This window comes from Pectobacterium hainanensis (assembly GCF_046237015.1).
Classification (GTDB): Bacteria; Pseudomonadota; Gammaproteobacteria; order Enterobacterales; family Enterobacteriaceae; genus JBJYIN01.
In genome coordinates, this window is the sequence record NZ_JBJYIN010000005.1 from 1 (window position 1) to 17,506 (window position 17,506).

Annotated in this window: 19 protein-coding genes and 1 pseudogene; 9 read left to right on the forward strand and 11 right to left on the reverse strand. The window is 48.4% G+C overall.

The window, feature by feature from the left end; translation table 11 throughout:
* Nucleotides 1–274: 274 nt before the first annotated feature.
* A complete protein-coding gene (gene gmhB, locus ACKPVM_RS06275) occupies nt 275–838 on the reverse strand; it encodes a D-glycero-beta-D-manno-heptose 1,7-bisphosphate 7-phosphatase (RefSeq protein WP_409307858.1) in 564 nt (187 codons plus the stop codon).
* A 180-nt stretch (nt 839–1,018) separates the two neighbouring features.
* Between gmhB and metN the strand changes: the two genes are divergently transcribed.
* The 6 genes from metN to proS all read left to right on the forward strand — a co-directional run bounded on the left by metN (nt 1,019) and on the right by proS (nt 6,693).
* Nucleotides 1,019–2,050, forward strand: coding sequence for a methionine ABC transporter ATP-binding protein MetN (gene metN, locus ACKPVM_RS06280; protein WP_409307860.1), 1,032 nt, complete (start codon nt 1,019–1,021; stop codon nt 2,048–2,050).
* Complete coding sequence (locus ACKPVM_RS06285; RefSeq protein ID WP_409307861.1) at nt 2,043–2,696, forward strand: methionine ABC transporter permease MetI; 654 nt, start codon at nt 2,043–2,045, stop codon at nt 2,694–2,696. The genes metN and ACKPVM_RS06285 overlap by 8 nt, the downstream gene beginning before the upstream one ends.
* Before the next feature lie 67 nt (nt 2,697–2,763).
* Nucleotides 2,764–3,579, forward strand: coding sequence for a MetQ/NlpA family lipoprotein (locus tag ACKPVM_RS06290; protein WP_409307863.1), 816 nt, complete (start codon nt 2,764–2,766; stop codon nt 3,577–3,579).
* A 116-nt stretch (nt 3,580–3,695) separates the two neighbouring features.
* Nucleotides 3,696–4,103, forward strand: coding sequence for an envelope stress sensor lipoprotein RcsF (gene rcsF, locus ACKPVM_RS06295; RefSeq protein WP_409307865.1), 408 nt, complete (start codon nt 3,696–3,698; stop codon nt 4,101–4,103).
* The gene (tsaA, locus tag ACKPVM_RS06300) at nt 4,100–4,807 is read left to right on the forward strand and encodes a tRNA (N6-threonylcarbamoyladenosine(37)-N6)-methyltransferase TrmO (protein WP_409307867.1); all 708 of its coding nucleotides are present in this window, start codon (nt 4,100–4,102) and stop codon (nt 4,805–4,807) included. Before rcsF ends, tsaA begins: the two co-directional genes overlap by 4 nt.
* A 167-nt stretch (nt 4,808–4,974) precedes the next feature.
* A complete protein-coding gene (proS, locus tag ACKPVM_RS06305) occupies nt 4,975–6,693 on the forward strand; it encodes a proline--tRNA ligase (RefSeq protein WP_409307869.1) in 1,719 nt (572 codons plus the stop codon).
* Between the two features lie 75 nt (nt 6,694–6,768).
* Here proS and rpoS read toward each other — a convergent pair.
* The 7 genes and pseudogenes from rpoS to ftsB all read right to left on the reverse strand — a co-directional run bounded on the left by rpoS (nt 6,769) and on the right by ftsB (nt 12,317).
* Nucleotides 6,769–7,750: pseudogene (gene rpoS / locus ACKPVM_RS06310) on the reverse strand (RNA polymerase sigma factor RpoS).
* Nucleotides 7,751–7,803: 53 nt separating this feature from the next.
* Complete coding sequence (gene nlpD / locus ACKPVM_RS06315; protein WP_409308229.1) at nt 7,804–8,826, reverse strand: murein hydrolase activator NlpD; 1,023 nt, start codon at nt 8,824–8,826, stop codon at nt 7,804–7,806.
* A 113-nt stretch (nt 8,827–8,939) separates the two neighbouring features.
* Nucleotides 8,940–9,566, reverse strand: coding sequence for a protein-L-isoaspartate(D-aspartate) O-methyltransferase (locus tag ACKPVM_RS06320; RefSeq protein WP_409307871.1), 627 nt, complete (start codon nt 9,564–9,566; stop codon nt 8,940–8,942).
* Nucleotides 9,567–9,691: 125 nt separating this feature from the next.
* Complete coding sequence (gene truD, locus ACKPVM_RS06325; protein ID WP_409308231.1) at nt 9,692–10,738, reverse strand: tRNA pseudouridine(13) synthase TruD; 1,047 nt, start codon at nt 10,736–10,738, stop codon at nt 9,692–9,694.
* 19 nt (nt 10,739–10,757) lie between these two features.
* Nucleotides 10,758–11,255: a 2-C-methyl-D-erythritol 2,4-cyclodiphosphate synthase gene (gene ispF, locus ACKPVM_RS06330; RefSeq protein ID WP_409307873.1), complete on the reverse strand. Its 498-nt coding sequence runs from the start codon at nt 11,253–11,255 to the stop codon at nt 10,758–10,760.
* 15 nt (nt 11,256–11,270) lie between these two features.
* Nucleotides 11,271–11,987, reverse strand: a complete 717-nt coding sequence (ispD, locus tag ACKPVM_RS06335) for a 2-C-methyl-D-erythritol 4-phosphate cytidylyltransferase (protein WP_409307875.1) — start codon at nt 11,985–11,987, stop codon at nt 11,271–11,273.
* Nucleotides 11,988–11,990: 3 nt separating this feature from the next.
* Complete coding sequence (gene ftsB, locus ACKPVM_RS06340; protein WP_409307876.1) at nt 11,991–12,317, reverse strand: cell division protein FtsB; 327 nt, start codon at nt 12,315–12,317, stop codon at nt 11,991–11,993.
* 230 nt (nt 12,318–12,547) lie between these two features.
* Here ftsB and ACKPVM_RS06345 point away from each other — a divergent pair, with 230 nt between their 5' ends.
* The 3 genes from ACKPVM_RS06345 to ACKPVM_RS06355 all read left to right on the forward strand — a co-directional run bounded on the left by ACKPVM_RS06345 (nt 12,548) and on the right by ACKPVM_RS06355 (nt 14,918).
* On the forward strand, nt 12,548–13,318 hold the full coding sequence (locus tag ACKPVM_RS06345) for a basic amino acid ABC transporter substrate-binding protein (protein WP_409307878.1): 771 nt from the start codon (nt 12,548–12,550) through the stop codon (nt 13,316–13,318).
* Between the two features lie 126 nt (nt 13,319–13,444).
* Nucleotides 13,445–14,209: an amino acid ABC transporter permease gene (locus tag ACKPVM_RS06350; RefSeq protein ID WP_409307880.1), complete on the forward strand. Its 765-nt coding sequence runs from the start codon at nt 13,445–13,447 to the stop codon at nt 14,207–14,209.
* The gene (locus ACKPVM_RS06355) at nt 14,196–14,918 is read left to right on the forward strand and encodes an amino acid ABC transporter ATP-binding protein (RefSeq protein WP_409307881.1); all 723 of its coding nucleotides are present in this window, start codon (nt 14,196–14,198) and stop codon (nt 14,916–14,918) included. Before ACKPVM_RS06350 ends, ACKPVM_RS06355 begins: the two co-directional genes overlap by 14 nt.
* A 75-nt stretch (nt 14,919–14,993) precedes the next feature.
* Here ACKPVM_RS06355 and ACKPVM_RS06360 read toward each other — a convergent pair whose 3' ends face one another.
* Genes ACKPVM_RS06360 through cysN form a run of 3 tightly spaced genes read right to left on the reverse strand, consistent with a single transcriptional unit; the run spans nt 14,994 to nt 17,496 of the window.
* Nucleotides 14,994–15,326, reverse strand: coding sequence for a DUF3561 family protein (locus ACKPVM_RS06360; protein ID WP_409307882.1), 333 nt, complete (start codon nt 15,324–15,326; stop codon nt 14,994–14,996).
* A gap of 60 nt (nt 15,327–15,386) precedes the next feature.
* Entirely contained in the window at nt 15,387–16,067 is a 681-nt protein-coding gene (gene cysC, locus ACKPVM_RS06365; RefSeq protein WP_409307884.1) for an adenylyl-sulfate kinase, read from the reverse strand.
* Nucleotides 16,006–17,496, reverse strand: a complete 1,491-nt coding sequence (cysN, locus tag ACKPVM_RS06370; RefSeq protein WP_409307886.1) for a sulfate adenylyltransferase subunit CysN — start codon at nt 17,494–17,496, stop codon at nt 16,006–16,008. The genes cysC and cysN overlap by 62 nt, the downstream gene beginning before the upstream one ends.
* Between the last annotated feature and the right edge of the window lie 10 nt (nt 17,497–17,506).

Genomic DNA, 17,506 nt, shown 5'->3' on the forward strand with positions numbered 1-17,506 from the left:
AAGATACGGTCTTGTGAGTGCCCACACAGATTGTCTGATTAAATTGTTAAAGAGCGTTGCGTTGCGGTCTTAACCACTTCGCGAGGTGGCGTATACTACGCTTATCACCTGCAGAGTCAACGTTTATTTTAAAGCGTTTTCTCTTTCTTTACCGACCCGGTTGTGTGTTCACAGCGCCGTGTCGATGGAGGCGCATTATAGGCAGCGAATCAGGAAGCGCAAGCAAATATATCCAACTTTATTCTATTTGCACAACTTTCATCCATTTAGCCTATTAGCTACGCTTTTTTATCCATTGGGGTAAGTTTGCAAGGCTATCAATCACAATATCAGCCAAGGCTTCCCCCTGTTCCGTGACAGGTTTTCCCGTACGAACTAAAACTTTAGTTCCAACCCCAGCAGCAATACCTGCCTGCAAATCTTCTATTTTATCCCCGACAATATAAGAAGCAGCCATATCGATATTCAAATGCCGTTGGGCAGAAAGCAGCATACCCGGTTCTGGTTTACGGCAATCACACACTTGACGATAATCTCCCACTGTTGCATCGGGATGGTGTGGGCAAAAATAGATCCCATCCAAGTCAACATCGCGATCGGCCAAGGACCAATCCATCCACTCAGTCAGTTGCATAAACTGTTCTTCGGTGAATTTACCGCGTGCAATACCAGATTGATTGGTCACAATAACCAAAGCAAATCCCAATTTTTTCAGTTCTTGCAGAGCGTCAATGACACCGTCGATGAATTGAAACTGATCAATCTCATGTACATATCCGTGATCGATGTTGATCGTGCCGTCACGATCGAGGAAAATTGCTGGAACACACTGTGCCACTTACTTAGCTCCTGATGGCGTAAATTACTCGCTAGTATCGCATGATTTTGCGGACAGAGAGAATGGCAGACAACATCAATCTCAATTGACTTAGACGTCTAGACGCCCTAACATCCCGCTATTATTCTGCTTTGACAGAATCAGGTTTATCCAGCCATAGGCATTCACGATAAAAAATATATGATTGAACTTTCTAATATTACCAAGGTTTTTCAGCAAAAAGGGCGTGCGATCACCGCCCTTGCTGACGTAAATCTTCGTGTTCCAACGGGACAGATTTACGGCGTAATTGGTGCATCTGGTGCGGGCAAAAGTACATTAATCCGCTGTGTTAACTTGTTAGAACGTCCTACACAAGGAAACGTGTTGGTTGACGGCCAGGATTTAACCCAGTTATCAGATAGTCAGCTCACACGAGCACGCCGACAAATTGGCATGATCTTTCAGCATTTTAACTTACTCGCTTCACGTACGGTATTTGGCAATATTGCGCTTCCTCTCGAACTGGATAACACACCTAAAGCGGAAATCGCACGTCGGGTAAATGAGTTGCTGGATTTAGTGGGTCTGGCGGATAAACATGATGCTTATCCAGCAAATCTTTCTGGTGGGCAAAAACAACGTGTGGCAATCGCTCGCGCTCTGGCCAGTAATCCCAAGGTGTTGTTGTGTGACGAAGCAACGAGTGCACTCGATCCCGCAACGACCCGCTCGATTCTCGAATTACTCAAAGATATCAACCGCCGCTTAGGGCTGACTATCCTTTTAATCACTCATGAAATGGATGTCGTAAAGCGCATTTGCGATCAAGTTGCAGTCATCAGCGATGGGAAACTTATCGAACAAGATACGGTAAGCGAAGTGTTCTCACACCCTAAAACCCCGCTGGCGCAAAAGTTCATTCAATCCACTTTACATCTCGATATTCCCGACGACTATATTGCTCGTCTGTCACCGGAATGCGGTATTAATACCACCCCGTTATTGCGAATGGAATTTACCGGCCAATCTGTTGACGCACCGTTACTTTCTGAAGTTGCACGACGCTTTAATGTGAATAACAACATCATCAGCGCCCAAATGGATTATGCCGGTGGCGTTAAATTCGGCATCATGCTGGCGGAAATGCATGGCGAACATGATGACACCGTAGCAGCAATCGCGTTCTTGCAGGAAAGTAACGTTACTATTGAGGTTCTGGGTTATGTCTGAAGCTATGATGTGGTTAATGGTTCGAGGTGTCTGGGAAACCGTCGCCATGACATTCGTTTCCGGATTCTTCGGCTTTGTTTTGGGTCTGCCAGTGGGCGTTTTATTATATACCACCCGCCCCGGACAAATTATTGCTAACCCTAAGCTCTACCGAGTCATTTCAGCACTGGTTAACATTTTTCGATCGATTCCCTTTATTATTTTGCTGGTTTGGATGATTCCTTTTACACGCATGGTGGTAGGAACCTCGATTGGCCTACAGGCGGCTATTGTCCCCCTAACAGTCGGAGCCGCGCCGTTCATTGCCAGAATGGTAGAAAATGCGCTTCTGGAAATCCCAACAGGTTTAATTGAGGCTGCGCGAGCTATGGGTGCAACACCCATGCAGATCATCAGAAAGGTTTTACTGCCGGAAGCTTTACCAGGATTAATTAACGCCGCAACGATCACCCTTATTACGCTTGTAGGCTATTCTGCTATGGGGGGAGCCGTTGGTGCTGGCGGCCTAGGTCAAATTGGGTATCAGTATGGTTATATTGGTTATAACGCTACCGTCATGAATACTGTATTAATCTTGTTAGTTATTTTGGTTTACCTGATCCAATTTTGCGGGGACCATACGGTAAAAGCCGTCACACACAAGTAGTCGTTAAAACACACTTTTGCTTACTTTGAGCATAAGCTATGAAGATTTTTAATTAGAGGTTAAGGATATGGCTATGAAATTTAAATCCATCGCAACCATTGGGGCTTTAATTAGCGTTCTTGCGCTGGCGGGATGTGGTCAGGAAGAAAAGAACCCAAACCATATTAAAGTTGGCGTCATTGTTGGTGCTGAACAGCAAGTTGCAGAAGTTGCGCAGAAAGTGGCAAAAGATAAATATGGTCTGGATGTGGAATTAGTAACCTTTAATGATTATGTTTTGCCTAATGAAGCGCTAAGCAAAGGTGATATCGATCTCAACGCTTTCCAACATAAACCTTATCTGGATCAGCAGATCAAAGATCGCGGCTATAAGTTAGTTGCTGTTGGTAATAGTTTTGTTTATCCGATTGCGGGTTATTCCAAGAAAATAAAATCACTGGATGAATTACAAAACGGTGCACAAATTGCGCTACCGAACGATCCAACTAATCTGGGTCGCTCATTATTACTGTTACAAAAAGTCGGCTTAGTTAAGCTAAAAGATAACGTTGGCCTGTTACCAACCATTCTGGATGTTACAGAGAATGCCAAAAATCTTAAGCTGGTTGAACTGGAAGCCCCACAATTGCCTCGCTCCCTGGACGATGCGCAAATTGCATTGGCAATTATCAACACAACGTATGCCAGCCAGATTAACTTAACACCTGCTAAAGACGGCATTTTTGTTGAAGAAAAAGACTCTCCGTATGTAAACCTGCTGGTTTCTCGCGAAGACAATAAAGACGCGGAAAATGTGAAAAAATTCGTTCAGGCTTATCAGTCAGACGATGTTAACGAAGCGGCAAATAAAATCTTCAACGGTGGCGCAGTGAAAGGTTGGTAAGTCTCTCGTTACACGTTTTATTAAATATATCCTTAAGACGAGCTCAGGCTCGTCTTGTTATTTGTGCAATAGCTTGCTTCAATATCCGCTCTTTGAGAAAAAGCAGAGGTAATCCTATGCGTGTCGTCCCTCTTATCTTGTTAACCATATCGCTAACAGGCTGTTCCCTATTCCAAAAGCCAACAGCACCCGCACCTCAACCGGTTAGCGAACCGAAAGTAGAACCTGTCGCGAAGCCAAAACCAGCTCCGCGCCCCGCGCCTGCTGTTCTCTATAAAAACGCTGAAGAGTTGGTTGGCAAGCCGTTTCGAGACATGGGAGAAGTGTCAGGTTCATCGTGTCAGGTAACAGCACAAGACTCCCCTCCGAATACGACCAATGCTCGGAAAAGAATGCAGAACCGAGCAACCGCGATGAAAGCCAATGCCGTTTTACTCCATGAATGCCAGATCATCAGCGGTGTTGCTGGTTGTTACCGTCAGGCCGTTTGCCAAGGTACCGCATTAAAAGTTTCAGATAAATGAATCCATTTATTTTCAATCAGATCGGCGTTATTCGTTCACCCTACAAAGAAAAATTCGCCATTCCACGGCAACCGGGTCTGATTGATGATGGCGGAGGGGAACTCCAGCTTTTACCGCCTTATAATCAGGCGGAATGTGTTCGTGGGCTTTCCGATTTCAGCCATTTGTGGATCCTGTTTATTTTCCACCAGACCATGGAAAAGGGTTGGCATCCTACCGTCCGTCCGCCTAGATTAGGCGGAAATGCGCGCGTTGGGGTATTCGCAACACGCTCCACTTTCCGTCCTAACCCTATCGGGATGTCACTCGTAGAGTTAAAAGGCATTCGAGCGCAGGATGGAAACATTACTCTGGAGTTAGGTAGTCTCGATCTGGTTGATGGCACACCGATCATTGATATCAAACCCTATCTCCCTTTTGCAGAAAGTTATCCAAATGCACTTGCGGGTTTCGCTCAATCTGCACCAGAAACGGAGATGACGGTTATATTCTCTCCGTATGCGGAACAACAACTCGCCCACAATCGATTGAAGTACCCACAGCTAAAGCGCTTTATCAGCCAGGTTCTTGCCCAGGATCCTCGTCCGGCATACCGCAAGGGTGAAAAGAACGATCGGGAGTACGCCGTTTTATTATTGGAATTCAATGTACGTTGGCGCGTGTCGGATCAACAAACCGAGGTATTGTCTCTCGATGCAAGCTAAAAGCCTCACATATGCGCCGCGATGAGTTCACGATGACTATTCCTACATAAATTTATCCCGACTCTCTTTTGAGGAGCGGTTCACACTGTTAAACTAAGCCACTTTTTATGCCTTCGGCTGCATTAGGCAGCAGATGCTATTTCTTGTTCTGACGGAACTAAAACACCATGCGTACTAGTCAATACATGCTCTCCACACTCAAGGAGACGCCCGCTGATGCGGAAGTTATCAGCCACCAGTTAATGCTCCGTGCAGGTATGATTCGCAAACTCGCCTCTGGCCTCTATACCTGGCTGCCGACCGGCTTGCGCGTTTTGAGAAAAGTAGAAACCATCGTGCGCGAAGAGATGAATAACGCAGGCGCGATTGAGGTTTCCATGCCGGTGGTTCAACCAGCCGACCTTTGGTTAGAAAGCGGTCGCTGGGAGCAATATGGCCCAGAGCTTCTGCGTTTTGTTGACCGTGGTGAACGCCCGTTCGTACTTGGTCCAACACATGAAGAAGTGATTACTGATTTGATCCGTAATGAGATCAGCTCATACAAACAGCTTCCATTGAATTTTTTCCAGATTCAGACCAAGTTCCGTGATGAAGTTCGTCCACGTTTTGGCGTCATGCGTTCCCGTGAGTTTCTGATGAAAGATGCGTACTCTTTCCATACATCACAGGAATCACTTCAGGTGACCTACGATGCCATGTACGCCGCCTACAGCAAAATATTCAGCCGCATGGATCTGGATTTCAGAGCTGTTCAGGCAGATACCGGCTCCATCGGCGGTAATGCATCGCATGAATTCCAGGTATTAGCGGCAAGCGGTGAAGATGACATCGTCTTCTCTACCGATTCAGACTACGCAGCAAATATTGAGCTGGCTGAAGCTGTTGCCCCAAAATTAGGGCGCGCAGAAGCTCAGGAAGAAATGCGTCTGGTTGATACGCCAAATGCTAAAACGATCGCTCAACTGGTTGAACAATTTAAGCTGCCAATTGAAAAAACGGTAAAAACCTTACTGGTTAAGGCAACGGAAGAAAGCGGACAGAAACTGGTCGCCCTGCTGGTACGTGGCGATCATGAACTGAACGAAGTTAAAGCCGAGAAACTCGAACTGGTTGCCAGCCCGCTGACATTTGCAACGGAAGAGGAAATCCGAGCTATCGTTGGCGCAGGTCCTGGCTCACTAGGACCGGTAAATTTACCGATTCCTGTCGTGGTTGACCGGGCGGTTGCCGCAATGAGTGATTTTGGCGCCGGTGCCAATATTGATGACAAACACTATTTCGGTATCAACTGGGAGCGAGATGTTCCTCTGCCCTCCGTTGCAGATATCCGTAATGTGGTAGAAGGTGATGCCAGCCCTGATGGTAAAGGGACGCTACAAATTAAGCGTGGTATTGAAGTCGGTCATATCTTCCAACTGGGTACTAAATATTCAGAGGCCTTAAAAGCGACCGTACAGGGAGAAGATGGACGTAATCAGATTCTCACCATGGGTTGCTACGGTATTGGGGTCACTCGCGTCGTCGCAGCCGCGATTGAACAGAATCATGACGATCGTGGCATTATCTGGCCAGACGCGATTGCACCTTTCCACGTCGCTATTCTGCCGATGAATATGCACAAGTCTTTCCGCGTGAAGGAAGTCGCTGAAGATATTTATCAGCAATTACACGCTAAAGGTATCGAAGTGTTATTGGACGATCGTAAAGAACGCCCTGGCGTGATGTTCGCTGATATGGAATTAATTGGCGTACCGCATACCATTGTTATTGGCGATCGCAATTTGGATAGCGAAGAGATTGAATATAAGCATCGCCGGATTGGTGAAAAACAAATGATTAAAACCAGCGAGATCGTCGATTTCCTGCTGGCGAATATCGTTCGCTAACCGTTGTCAGCACATAAAAAATCGGTGGGTTACCCCACCGTTTTTTATTCTGACTAATACTATATCGAACCGTCGTTATTCACGGAACAATTCTTCAATATTGAGTCCTTGTGCCTGCAAAATTTCACGCAGACGACGCAAACCTTCAACCTGAATCTGCCGAACACGTTCACGAGTCAAGCCGATTTCCCGGCCAACATCTTCCAACGTTGCAGCTTCATAGCCCAACAGACCAAAGCGACGGGCTAAAACTTCACGCTGTTTAGCGTTAAGTTCAAATAACCACTTCACGATGTTCTGCTTCATATCATTATCTTGCGTGGTATCTTCTGGGCCGTTGTCTTTTTCATCAGCCAGAATATCCAGCAGCGCCTTTTCCGAATCACCACCCAATGGCGTGTCAACGGAAGTAATACGCTCATTCAAACGCAACATACGATTAACATCATCAACAGGTTTATCGAGCTGCTCGGCAATTTCTTCCGCGCTTGGCTCGTGGTCCAGTTTATGAGAAAGTTCGCGTGCGGTACGCAGATAAACGTTCAGCTCTTTGACGATATGAATAGGCAAACGAATGGTGCGGGTTTGATTCATGATGGCCCGTTCAATCGTTTGCCGAATCCACCATGTGGCGTAAGTTGAAAAACGGAATCCCCTTTCTGGATCAAATTTTTCTACTGCGCGGATCAGACCGAGATTCCCTTCCTCAATAAGATCTAAAAGCGCTAAACCACGATTGTTGTAACGGCGGGCAATTTTCACCACCAGCCGCAGGTTACTTTCGATCATCCGACGGCGTGACGGAGTATCACCGCGCAACGCACGTCGGGCAAAATAGACTTCTTCTTCAGCGGTTAAAAGAGGCGAATAACCAATCTCTCCCAAATAGAGTTGCGTAGCGTCTAAAACACGCTGTGGGACCCCTTGCGATAATAACTCATCATCAATCGAATCATTATCACTGGTTTCGCGCTTTGTCGTCAAAAACGTCAAGTCCATTCTCTTCGAAATCAGCATCTTCATGTAACTCGTTAACTTTCAGCGTACTTTGGCTCATAAGTGGCTCCTACCCGTGATCCCTTGGCAGAATACCGAAATACTCTGCCCGATTTATCGCTGCGGAAGAAAACGCAGCGGGTTTACGGATTTCCCCTTGTAACGAATTTCAAAATGCAAACGTACTGAACTGGTTCCGGTGCTACCCATGGTAGCGATTTGTTGCCCCGCCGTGACCTCTTGTTGTTCCCGGACCAGCATTGTGTCGTTATGGGCATAGGCGCTCAGGTAGTCATCATTATGCTTGATGATTATTAGATTTCCGTAACCTCGCAGAGCGTTGCCCGCATACACTACACGCCCACTGGCGGTAGAAGTGATCGGTTGCCCACGTGAGCCGGCGATATCAATCCCTTTATTTCCCCCTTCAGATGCGGAGAAACTATCTATGACTTTCCCATCGGTAGGCCAACGCCAACTGCCGACAGCAGCGGTACTACTCGTATTGCTGCTGGCAACAGCCGCTGGTGCGGTAACAGGAGCGGTGGCTGTTGCTCCTGCCGTAGGCAACATTTTGCCTACATTCTGTTTACCCGAATTACCAGAATACGCATTAGTTGACTGAGAATCAACCTGTGTAGTTTGTATTTGAGCACTTGATGGCGGCGTCGGTACGCCCTTCGTTGTCGCATCCGTCGCTGCCAACATTCCACCACCGGTCAAACCACTACCTGTAACACCAGTAGAACCATTCCCAAGACTTAAGGTTTGGCCTACATTCAGGCTATAGGGTTCTGGAATATTATTGCGCTGAGCCAGATCCCGGTAATCATTACCTGTAATCCACGCAATATAAAATAACGTATCGCCACGCTTGACGATATAATTATTACCGTTATAGCTACCTTTCGGAATATTCCCGTAACTACGGTTATAAACAATTCGCCCATCACGCGTCGTAACCATTGAGTCACCAGAGGTCGATATACGTGATGGAGGTGCCGATAGCATGCCGCTTCTACTACCCTTATTTCCGTCCACACTGCTTATCGGTGCTGATGTCGTGTTATTGTTGGAGCAACCAGCTACCCCCAAAACAATTACCGTACAAACAGCCATTTGACGCAAACCCATCATTCGGCTTCCCATGCGCCCTCTCCCCTATAACTATAAAATTCGCAAATTAATTCAGATAGTTGTACTTCTCTACCATCAAGAAACAACTATCAAAATACCCTACCGCAACGGTATCAGGCTAGTTCACCTTTGACTAGTGGAACAAACCGAACAGCTTCCACCGCCTGAATAATGAATTCCCCCGCATGGCGCTGCACCAACTGTAGCATTTGTGATTGATCGCCTACGGGTAGCACCATTATCCCGCCCTCATCCAGTTGTGCCAGCAAGGCTTTCGGAATCTCTGGTGGTGCGGCGGTCACAATGATGGCATCAAAAGGCCCACGAGAAGCCCATCCTTGCCAGCCATCGCCGTGACGAGTGGAAACATTATGTAAATCGAGCTGCTTAAGCCGACGTTTAGCATGCCACTGCAATCCTTTGATGCGCTCAACGGAACAGACATGCTTGACAAGATGGGCCAAAATGGCTGTTTGATAGCCAGAACCTGTTCCGATTTCCAACACTCGGGACTCGGGCGTCAGACACAATAATTCTGTCATCCGCGCCACCATATAGGGTTGGGAGATCGTCTGACCGGATCCTATTGGCAATGCAGTATTTTCATAAGCTTTGTGCTCAAACGCTTCGTCAACAAAGCGTTCTCTGGGTACAGCTTCAATAGCCTTCAGCAGGCGCTCATCCTGTATACCCAATTGACGCAACTGCGCCAGCAACGTTTGCATCCGTTTGTTCACCATTCTCTGCTAACCTCAGATTTGGTTAACCTCATCGCCAATGCGCACTTTCCCCCAAGCGGGGTAAAAATTGCCGCTATCATCATTATCGTTACAAACATTCGATTAGGAAAAATCAACTGCATACGTCAGGCTACAGTATCCAAGTCCTGTTGCTGATCGATAATTTCACGTACAACGCTGGTGGCAAAACTTCCAGCAGGCAACCAGAATTTCAGTGCAACCGTACTGTCATCCAACCAATGCCAGACCATACGCTGCGGATATAATAAAATCGCCCGACGAGCAGGTTCAACCCGTTCACGTTGTAATAATGTCCACAACGTTTCCTGACCGACCAGACTCTGCTGTTCAAAAGCCAGTGCAGCATCTAACGTACCGAGTTCACCTTCTCCGGGTAACGGCGCAGTTACCTGAAGTTCACCCGCGTCAACTCTTGCTTGTAACGCCGTCAACTCATCCGGCTTGGCGACAAACCAACTCCCACGACCGGTTAATTGTAATGCATCGCCCGATAAAACAGTTTTGGCCTGCTGTCTGGCAAGCCTGATACTGGCAACCTGATTAAAGAGCGCACTCCGACTGGCTGAAAGATAAAAGCTGCGCTTACTACGCTCTTTGACCCGAATAGTATTATTCGCCCAGAGACGCGCCTGCTCAAGATTGTTACCGCCCTTGCCAAATCGCTGACGCCCAAAATAGTTAGGTACACCGTATTCAGCAACCTGTTGTAAGCGAGATTCCACATCAGGCCGATCGCTAATCTGACGCAATACCAAAGCAAAATCATTGCCTTGTAACGAACCAATACGCAATTTACGGCGATGACGAGCAAATTCAAGCACCTCGCAACCTTCCAACAAAAATGCGCTAAAATCAGGCTCGGCTTTACCAGGAATACGTAGACAGAACCATTGTTCGGTCACGGCATGGCGATCCTTCAGACCGGCATAGCTCACATCACGTTGTGGGATACGGCAAAATTTAGCCAATGCTTCCGCGACAAATTGCGTATTACAGCCGCGCTTACGCACGCGCACCAAAACATGCTCACCCTCGCCATCGGGCTGAAACCCCAGATCCTCAATCACGCAGAAATCATCCGCCGTCGATTTCAGTACGCCAGATGACCGTGGTTTGCCATGCAACCAAATCAGGCTGTCATCGTTATTCATCTCAATCATCAGTGCGTACTTACCATGCGACAATCTCACCGGCTTCGTTTTTTACCAGCAGAGCGACTGCTTCGCAGGCAATCCCCTCACCTCGGCCAGTAAAGCCCAACTGTTCCGTTGTCGTTGCCTTAATGTTCACGTCGTCCATATGGCACTGTAAGTCTTCAGCCAGATTCACCCGCATTTGCGGAATGTGGGGGGCCATTTTAGGTGCCTGAGCGATAATCGTGACGTCCACATTTCCCAGACGGTAGCCTTTCTCATTAATTTTTTTCCAGGCTTCCCGCAATAGCCCACGGCTGTCAGCACCTTTAAACGCAGGGTCAGTATCAGGAAATAGTTTTCCAATATCCCCCAATGCCGCAGCACCGAGTAGCGCATCAGTTACCGCATGCAAAACAACATCACCGTCAGAATGTGCCAGTAATCCCTGAGTATAAGGAATACGCACACCACCGATCACCAGCGGACCTTCTCCACCGAATTTATGAACATCAAAACCGTGACCGATACGCATCGCGCCTTCTCCTTTTTATTCAATCGTATGATTGTGGTGCAAATTCGTTAAATAAAACTCGGCCAATGCCAAATCTTCCGGGCAGGTCACTTTAATATTATCAGCGCGACCACTTATTAATTGTGGATGATAACCACAATACTCCAGCGCAGAGGCCTCATCAGTGACCACCACGCCATCATTTAAAGCGCGGCGTAAACAGGTTTTCAATAAAACGGAAGGAAACAACTGGGGCGTGAGCGCATGCCATAAATCACGTCGCTCAACCGTTTGGGTAATCACCGATCCTGAACCGCGCTTCATCGTATCACGAACCGGAGCAGCCAAAATTCCACCAACGTCACTGTGTCCAACCAGACTCAACAACCGAGCCAGATCATCCTGATGCAAACAGGGACGCGCTGCGTCATGTACCAAAACCCATTCTGTATCAGCAACCTCTTGTAATCCCGCCAATACTGAATCAGCACGTTGTTTTCCCCCAACAACCACACGGATGCGAGGATCTCTGGCGATCGGTAAGGAATGAAAGGATACATCATCAGGACTAATGGCAATCACTGCTCGATGAATCAGGGGATGAGATAACAACGCATCAACCGCGTGTTCGAGGATCGTTTTATGACCGATGGTCAAGTACTGTTTAGGACGATCGCTTTTCATCCGGCTGCCATTACCGGCAGCGGGCAGAACAGCAACAATCTCTGGCTGGGAAAGACTCTGTTTTAACATGCGTTAGCGTGATGTGTTGTTAGGTGAAGACACAGGGGTAGCAGCAGAACGATGGCCAGACTCCGGCACCAGACGATAGAAACTCTCGCCGGGTTTAATCATGCCCAGCTCGTTGCGTGAACGCTCTTCAATCGCTTCCTGTCCACCGTTCAGATCATCAATTTCTGCAAACAATTGCTCGTTACGGGCTTTCAGTTTGGCATTGTTCCCTTGCTGGACAACAACATCATCCTTTACTCGCACATAATCATGAATACCATTTTTGCCCAGCCACAGTGAATACTGAAGCCAGCCGAGCAATACCAGTAATAACAGCGTAAGTTTTCCCATCCCGCCCCCTGCAAAACCGCCTAATCATCCCATAACTTTAGCTCCGACTCCACATTGTCAGACCGCGAAGGGAAAGATTAACGTCAGCTACACTCAATCTGACAAGCAGAAAGTACCTTGCTCAGCAGACGTAAGTTGAATCATCAACGCTATATGTGTATTTTTATGCAGACAAAATGCATAAAAAAAGTGCATACGCACAAAAATTTAACCCAATACCAGGAGAACGCATGTTTAAGAAACTGTTACTGATTGGTGCCATGTGCGCCACTGTTATGTCTGGCAGCGCATTCGCAGCAGAACCAACCTACGTTGTAGGCTCCGGTGGCACCTATCGCCCGTTCGAATTTGAAAACGCGCAGAAAGAATTAGAAGGCTTTGATATCGACATTATTAAAGCAATTGCCAAAGCTGAAAAATTTAACATCAAGCTGATCAACACCCCTTGGGAAGGCATTTTTGCCACGCTGGGTGCGGGCGACCGTGACATCATCATTTCGGGTATCACGATCACAGACAAACGCAAACAGATGGTTGATTTCTCCAACCCTTACTTCCCTGCCGAACAGTCGATCGTTGTACCTAAAGGCTCAACGATCGATTCAGTCGCCGCCCTGAAAGACAATAAAGTCGGCGTGGTAAACTCCAGTACCGGCGACGTTGTCGTTTCTGATGTTTTGGGTAAAAACAGCACGTCGATTAAACGCTTCGACAACACGCCATTAATGCTGCAAGAGCTGTATGAAGACGGCATTGGCGCGGCGGTCGGTGATGTGGGCGTCATTAAGTTTTACATTAAGACCCACCCTGAAAAACAATTCAATCTGGTTTCCGATGCCCGCTTTGAACGCCAGTATTTTGGTATCGCCGTAGCTAAAGGTAACGACGAACTACGTAAAAAAATCAATGACGGTCTGAAAAAGATTGTCGCTGATGGTACCTACGCCAAAATCTATCAAACCTGGTTTGATAATAATGTTCCTACATTGCCAGCAGAGTAATCGCTCAACAGGAAACCACAACGGTACGATCCTCGCATAACAAACACCTGCCGGATAGTGTGGCTCGCTATCCGGCATCAATAACACGTTATTACGCTAATCTATTCAATCATAAAGGAAACGATCTTGACGGGATTTCGTTGGGAGATCATTCAGGAATATGCACCACTCTTTACAGAAGGTGCCTGGATGACCATAAAATGTACCCTTATCTGTGTCATACTTGGCACCTGCTGGGGCCTAACCCTGGGCTTGGGGCGGTTAGCACAGGCGCCACACGGTCCCTGGAAATATATTCTGCATTACGGTGTGCAATGGCCGGTTCGTATCTATATCAGTGCGTTCCGCGGCACGCCGCTATTCGTGCAAATCATGGTGGTGCATTTCGCCCTCGTGCCGTTGTTTATCAACCCACGTGACGGCCTGCTGGTCACCAGTGGCATGATGTCCGTAGATTTCGCGCGTATGCTGCGTTCCGACTACGGCGCATTTCTCTCCTGTATTGTGGCGATCACCCTAAATGCCGGGGCTTATGTTTCCGAGATTTTTCGTGCAGGTATTCAATCCATCGATCGCGGTCAGATGGAAGCTTCGCGTTCACTGGGGATGAGCTACGGTAAGACCATGCGCAAGGTAATATTACCGCAGGCATTCCGCCGTATGCTGCCGCCACTGGGAAACAACGCGATTGCCATCGTAAAAGATTCTTCACTCGCTTCAGCAATCGGCCTTGCCGATCTGGCCTATGCGGCCCGTACCGTTTCTGGCGCTTATGCCACCTATTGGGAACCCTACCTGACCATCTCTCTTGTCTATTGGGTTATTACTTTCCTGCTCTCACTGCTGGTTCGGCACATGGAAACGAGGTTCGGTAAAAGTGATTCACGTTAATAATCTGCAAAAAAAGTTTGGTGATACGCAGGTTCTGTCTGGTATTTCCTGTGATATTGCCCCTCAGGAAGTCATCTGCATGATCGGCCCATCGGGTTCAGGGAAGAGCACATTCCTGCGCTGCATTAACGCACTAGAAACGCTGTCAGCAGGCGAGATTACGGTCAACGGCTTTGCCATTCACGATAAGAGAACCGATATCAACCGTATGCGTGAAAGCGTAGGCATGGTATTTCAACGGTTTAATCTGTTCCCACACATGACGGTGTTGGAAAATGTGATTATGGCACCGATGGATGTGAAAAAAATCCCCCGAGCACAAGCCGTTGAGCGCGCTAAAGTCTTGCTCAGCAAGGTTGGTTTGCTGGATAAAATCGATGCCTGGCCGAACAGCCTGTCTGGTGGTCAACAGCAGCGTGTCGCCATTGCTCGCGCGTTAGCGATGGAACCTGCGATCATGTTGTTTGATGAACCCACTTCTGCGTTAGACCCAGAACTGGTGGGTGAAGTGTTGGCCGTCATGAAAACGCTGGCGCTGGAAGGTATGACGATGGTGATCGTAACGCATGAGATGGCCTTCGCCCGGGAAGTCGCCGACCGCGTGATCTTTATCGATCAGGGCATTATTCAGGAACAGGGTAAACCCGAAGACATTTTTACCAATCCGAGTAACCCACGCACACGTGCGTTTCTAAGTAAGGTGCTGTAATTCACGTTGTTTATATGAAACAAATGAAACAACGCTGCTATTAATCAAGGCCAGCCCAAAATATGGGCTGGTGGTTTACCAACCCGTCAGAAAAGAAAACACCAGCCAGAATAGACAGACCACCGATAGCCCGGTCGCAGAAAGGGTATAGAACACGTTCCCACTCAGCACAAAGCTAAATCCCACCCCGATTAAAACCGAAAGTGGCATCAAGGCCAGAAAAAAAGGCCAGGTGTAAAGCATGAAGAAAAACGTGGTATTGGAACCGTACACCAAAAAGGGAAGCGTGAAAGCCAACCAATAAAAAGAGAAGCCTGCCACCGCCCCCATAAAAGGGTACGAGGCACGCTCTTCATCATCCGACATTGATTTCGTTTTACCGATCATTAATTGAGTGGCATTTGGCATCATCGTTCCCGTAATTCTTCCACATCACCCGAGAGACAAATCATGATGTTGGCGAAGACATCAGAGTTTGATAATAGCTCGCTTGCCAAGCAGATCTAACAATTGGTCGGTCAAATTTGTTACTAATTGTTCGCCATCCAAATGGCTATCTGGCGCTTCCGGCGCTTCATACACCGAGTCGATTCCGGTGAAATTACGCAGTTCTCCCGCGCGGGCTTTTTTATACAATCCCTTAGGATCGCGCGCTTCACAGGTCGCTAACGGCGTATCCACAAAGACTTCAATAAATTGCCCTTCTCCCAGCAAATCTTGCACCATTTTACGTTCGGCACGATGTGGCGAGATAAACGCGGTCAGCACCACCAAACCAGCATCCACCATCAGTTTGGCGACTTCCCCCACGCGGCGAATATTCTCGCGCCGATCGTCATCGGTGAAACCCAAATCCCGGCACAAACCGTGCCGGACATTGTCGCCATCCAGCAGGTAAGTGCTGACACCGCGCTGGTGTAGCGCTTGCTCCAGTGCCCCCGCCAGCGTGGATTTACCAGACCCAGACAGCCCGGTAAACCAGATAACCACGCCCTGATGACCATGCAGCTTCTCGCGCGACTCACGGGAGACATCGTGCGCATGCCAGACGACGTTATCGTCATTCGGCTCATCACGTAAAGACACGTTATTTGCCTCCCAGCAGATCACGCGCACCCCAGTGTGGGAAGTGGCGACGCACCAGCGCATTCAGTTCCAGCTCAAACGCGCTGAACGCCCCGGCCTCCTGATACACCTGTTCGATAGGTTCCCGCACCAGACCCGCACCCACCGTCACGTTACTCAGACGATCGATAAAGATCATTCCGCCCGTCACCGCGTTGTGCTGATAATTATCCAACACCAGCGGCTCATCAAAAATCAGCTCAACACAACCGATACCATTCAGTGGTAGGTTTTCAGCAACGCGCTGCGTCAGCGTATTGATCTCCACCTGATACTGAATATTCTCAAGCCGTGCACGCGTTTTCTTGCCACCGATCTTGATGTCGTAGCTCTGTCCCGGCACCAGTGGCTGCTCCGCCATCCAGACGACATCCACCAACGCATGCTGCACCGCTTTCAGGGATTCGCTGCTGTCAACCAGCAGATCGCCGCGGCTGATGTCGATTTCATCGGTCAGCACCAGCGTGATCGCTTCTCCCGCCTGTGCCTGCGGCAAATCGCCGTCAAAGGTCACAATACGGCTGACGGTAGATTCTACACCGGACGGCAGCACTTTAACCCGCTGCCCGACGCGGATAATGCCGGATGCCAGTGTTCCCGCGTAGCCACGGAAATCCAGATTCGGGCGGTTGACATACTGCACCGGGAAGCGCATCGGCTGCTCGAGGCTGCGCTGCGCCACATTCACCGTTTCTAACACCTCTAACAGCGTTGGCCCGGTATACCAACTCATCGCCGTGCTCGGCGTCGCAACGTTGTCGCCATCCAAGGCGGAAATGGGCACAAAGGTGATATTCAGGTCGGCAGGCAGCTGCTGGGCAAAATCCAGGTAATCCTGCTTAAACTGCTCGAATACCGTCTGTTGATAATCAACCAGATCCATTTTGTTCACCGCCACCACCAGATCGCGAATCCCCAGTAGGGTCGCAATAAAGCTGTGCCGACGGGTTTGATCCAGTACGCCTTTGCGGGCGTCAATCAACAGAATCGCCAGCTCGCAGGTGGATGCTCCGGTCGCCATGTTGCGGGTGTATTGCTCGTGTCCCGGCGTATCAGCGATGATAAATTTGCGTTTTTCCGTCGAAAAATAGCGGTAAGCCACATCAATCGTAATGCCCTGCTCGCGCTCAGCCTGAAGTCCATCGACCAGCAGCGCCAGATCCAGCTTTTCTCCCTGCGTTCCAATTCGCTTGCTGTCATTGTGCAGGGTACTGAGCTGATCTTCATAAATCTGACGCGTATCGTGTAGCAAACGGCCAATCAGCGTACTTTTCCCATCATCGACGCTGCCGCAAGTCAGAAAACGCAGCAACGTTTTATCCTGCTGTGCATGTAAATAGGCTTCCACACCACCCTGCTCGGCGATCTGCTGTGCAATCGCGTTATTGATGACAACAGTATCTTTCTCAGCCCCATTTTCTGCGACTGTGTCTTTTAACGAAATTTGGCTCATTCGACGATTC

Coding starts and splice junctions, on each gene's coding strand:
- metN (WP_409307860.1), top strand. CDS start 1,019: ATGATTGAACTTTCTAATATTACCAAGGTTTTTCAGCAAAAAGGGCGT.
- ACKPVM_RS06285 (WP_409307861.1), top strand. CDS start 2,043: ATGTCTGAAGCTATGATGTGGTTAATGGTTCGAGGTGTCTGGGAAACC.
- ACKPVM_RS06290 (WP_409307863.1), top strand. CDS start 2,764: ATGGCTATGAAATTTAAATCCATCGCAACCATTGGGGCTTTAATTAGC.
- rcsF (WP_409307865.1), top strand. CDS start 3,696: ATGCGTGTCGTCCCTCTTATCTTGTTAACCATATCGCTAACAGGCTGT.
- tsaA (WP_409307867.1), top strand. CDS start 4,100: ATGAATCCATTTATTTTCAATCAGATCGGCGTTATTCGTTCACCCTAC.
- proS (WP_409307869.1), top strand. CDS start 4,975: ATGCGTACTAGTCAATACATGCTCTCCACACTCAAGGAGACGCCCGCT.
- nlpD (WP_409308229.1), bottom strand. CDS start 8,826: ATGATGGGTTTGCGTCAAATGGCTGTTTGTACGGTAATTGTTTTGGGG.
- ACKPVM_RS06320 (WP_409307871.1), bottom strand. CDS start 9,566: ATGGTGAACAAACGGATGCAAACGTTGCTGGCGCAGTTGCGTCAATTG.
- truD (WP_409308231.1), bottom strand. CDS start 10,738: ATGAATAACGATGACAGCCTGATTTGGTTGCATGGCAAACCACGGTCA.
- ispF (WP_409307873.1), bottom strand. CDS start 11,255: ATGCGTATCGGTCACGGTTTTGATGTTCATAAATTCGGTGGAGAAGGT.
- ispD (WP_409307875.1), bottom strand. CDS start 11,987: ATGTTAAAACAGAGTCTTTCCCAGCCAGAGATTGTTGCTGTTCTGCCC.
- ftsB (WP_409307876.1), bottom strand. CDS start 12,317: ATGGGAAAACTTACGCTGTTATTACTGGTATTGCTCGGCTGGCTTCAG.
- ACKPVM_RS06345 (WP_409307878.1), top strand. CDS start 12,548: ATGTTTAAGAAACTGTTACTGATTGGTGCCATGTGCGCCACTGTTATG.
- ACKPVM_RS06360 (WP_409307882.1), bottom strand. CDS start 15,326: ATGCCAAATGCCACTCAATTAATGATCGGTAAAACGAAATCAATGTCG.
- cysC (WP_409307884.1), bottom strand. CDS start 16,067: ATGCGCTGGTGCGTCGCCACTTCCCACACTGGGGTGCGCGTGATCTGC.
- cysN (WP_409307886.1), bottom strand. CDS start 17,496: ATGAGCCAAATTTCGTTAAAAGACACAGTCGCAGAAAATGGGGCTGAG.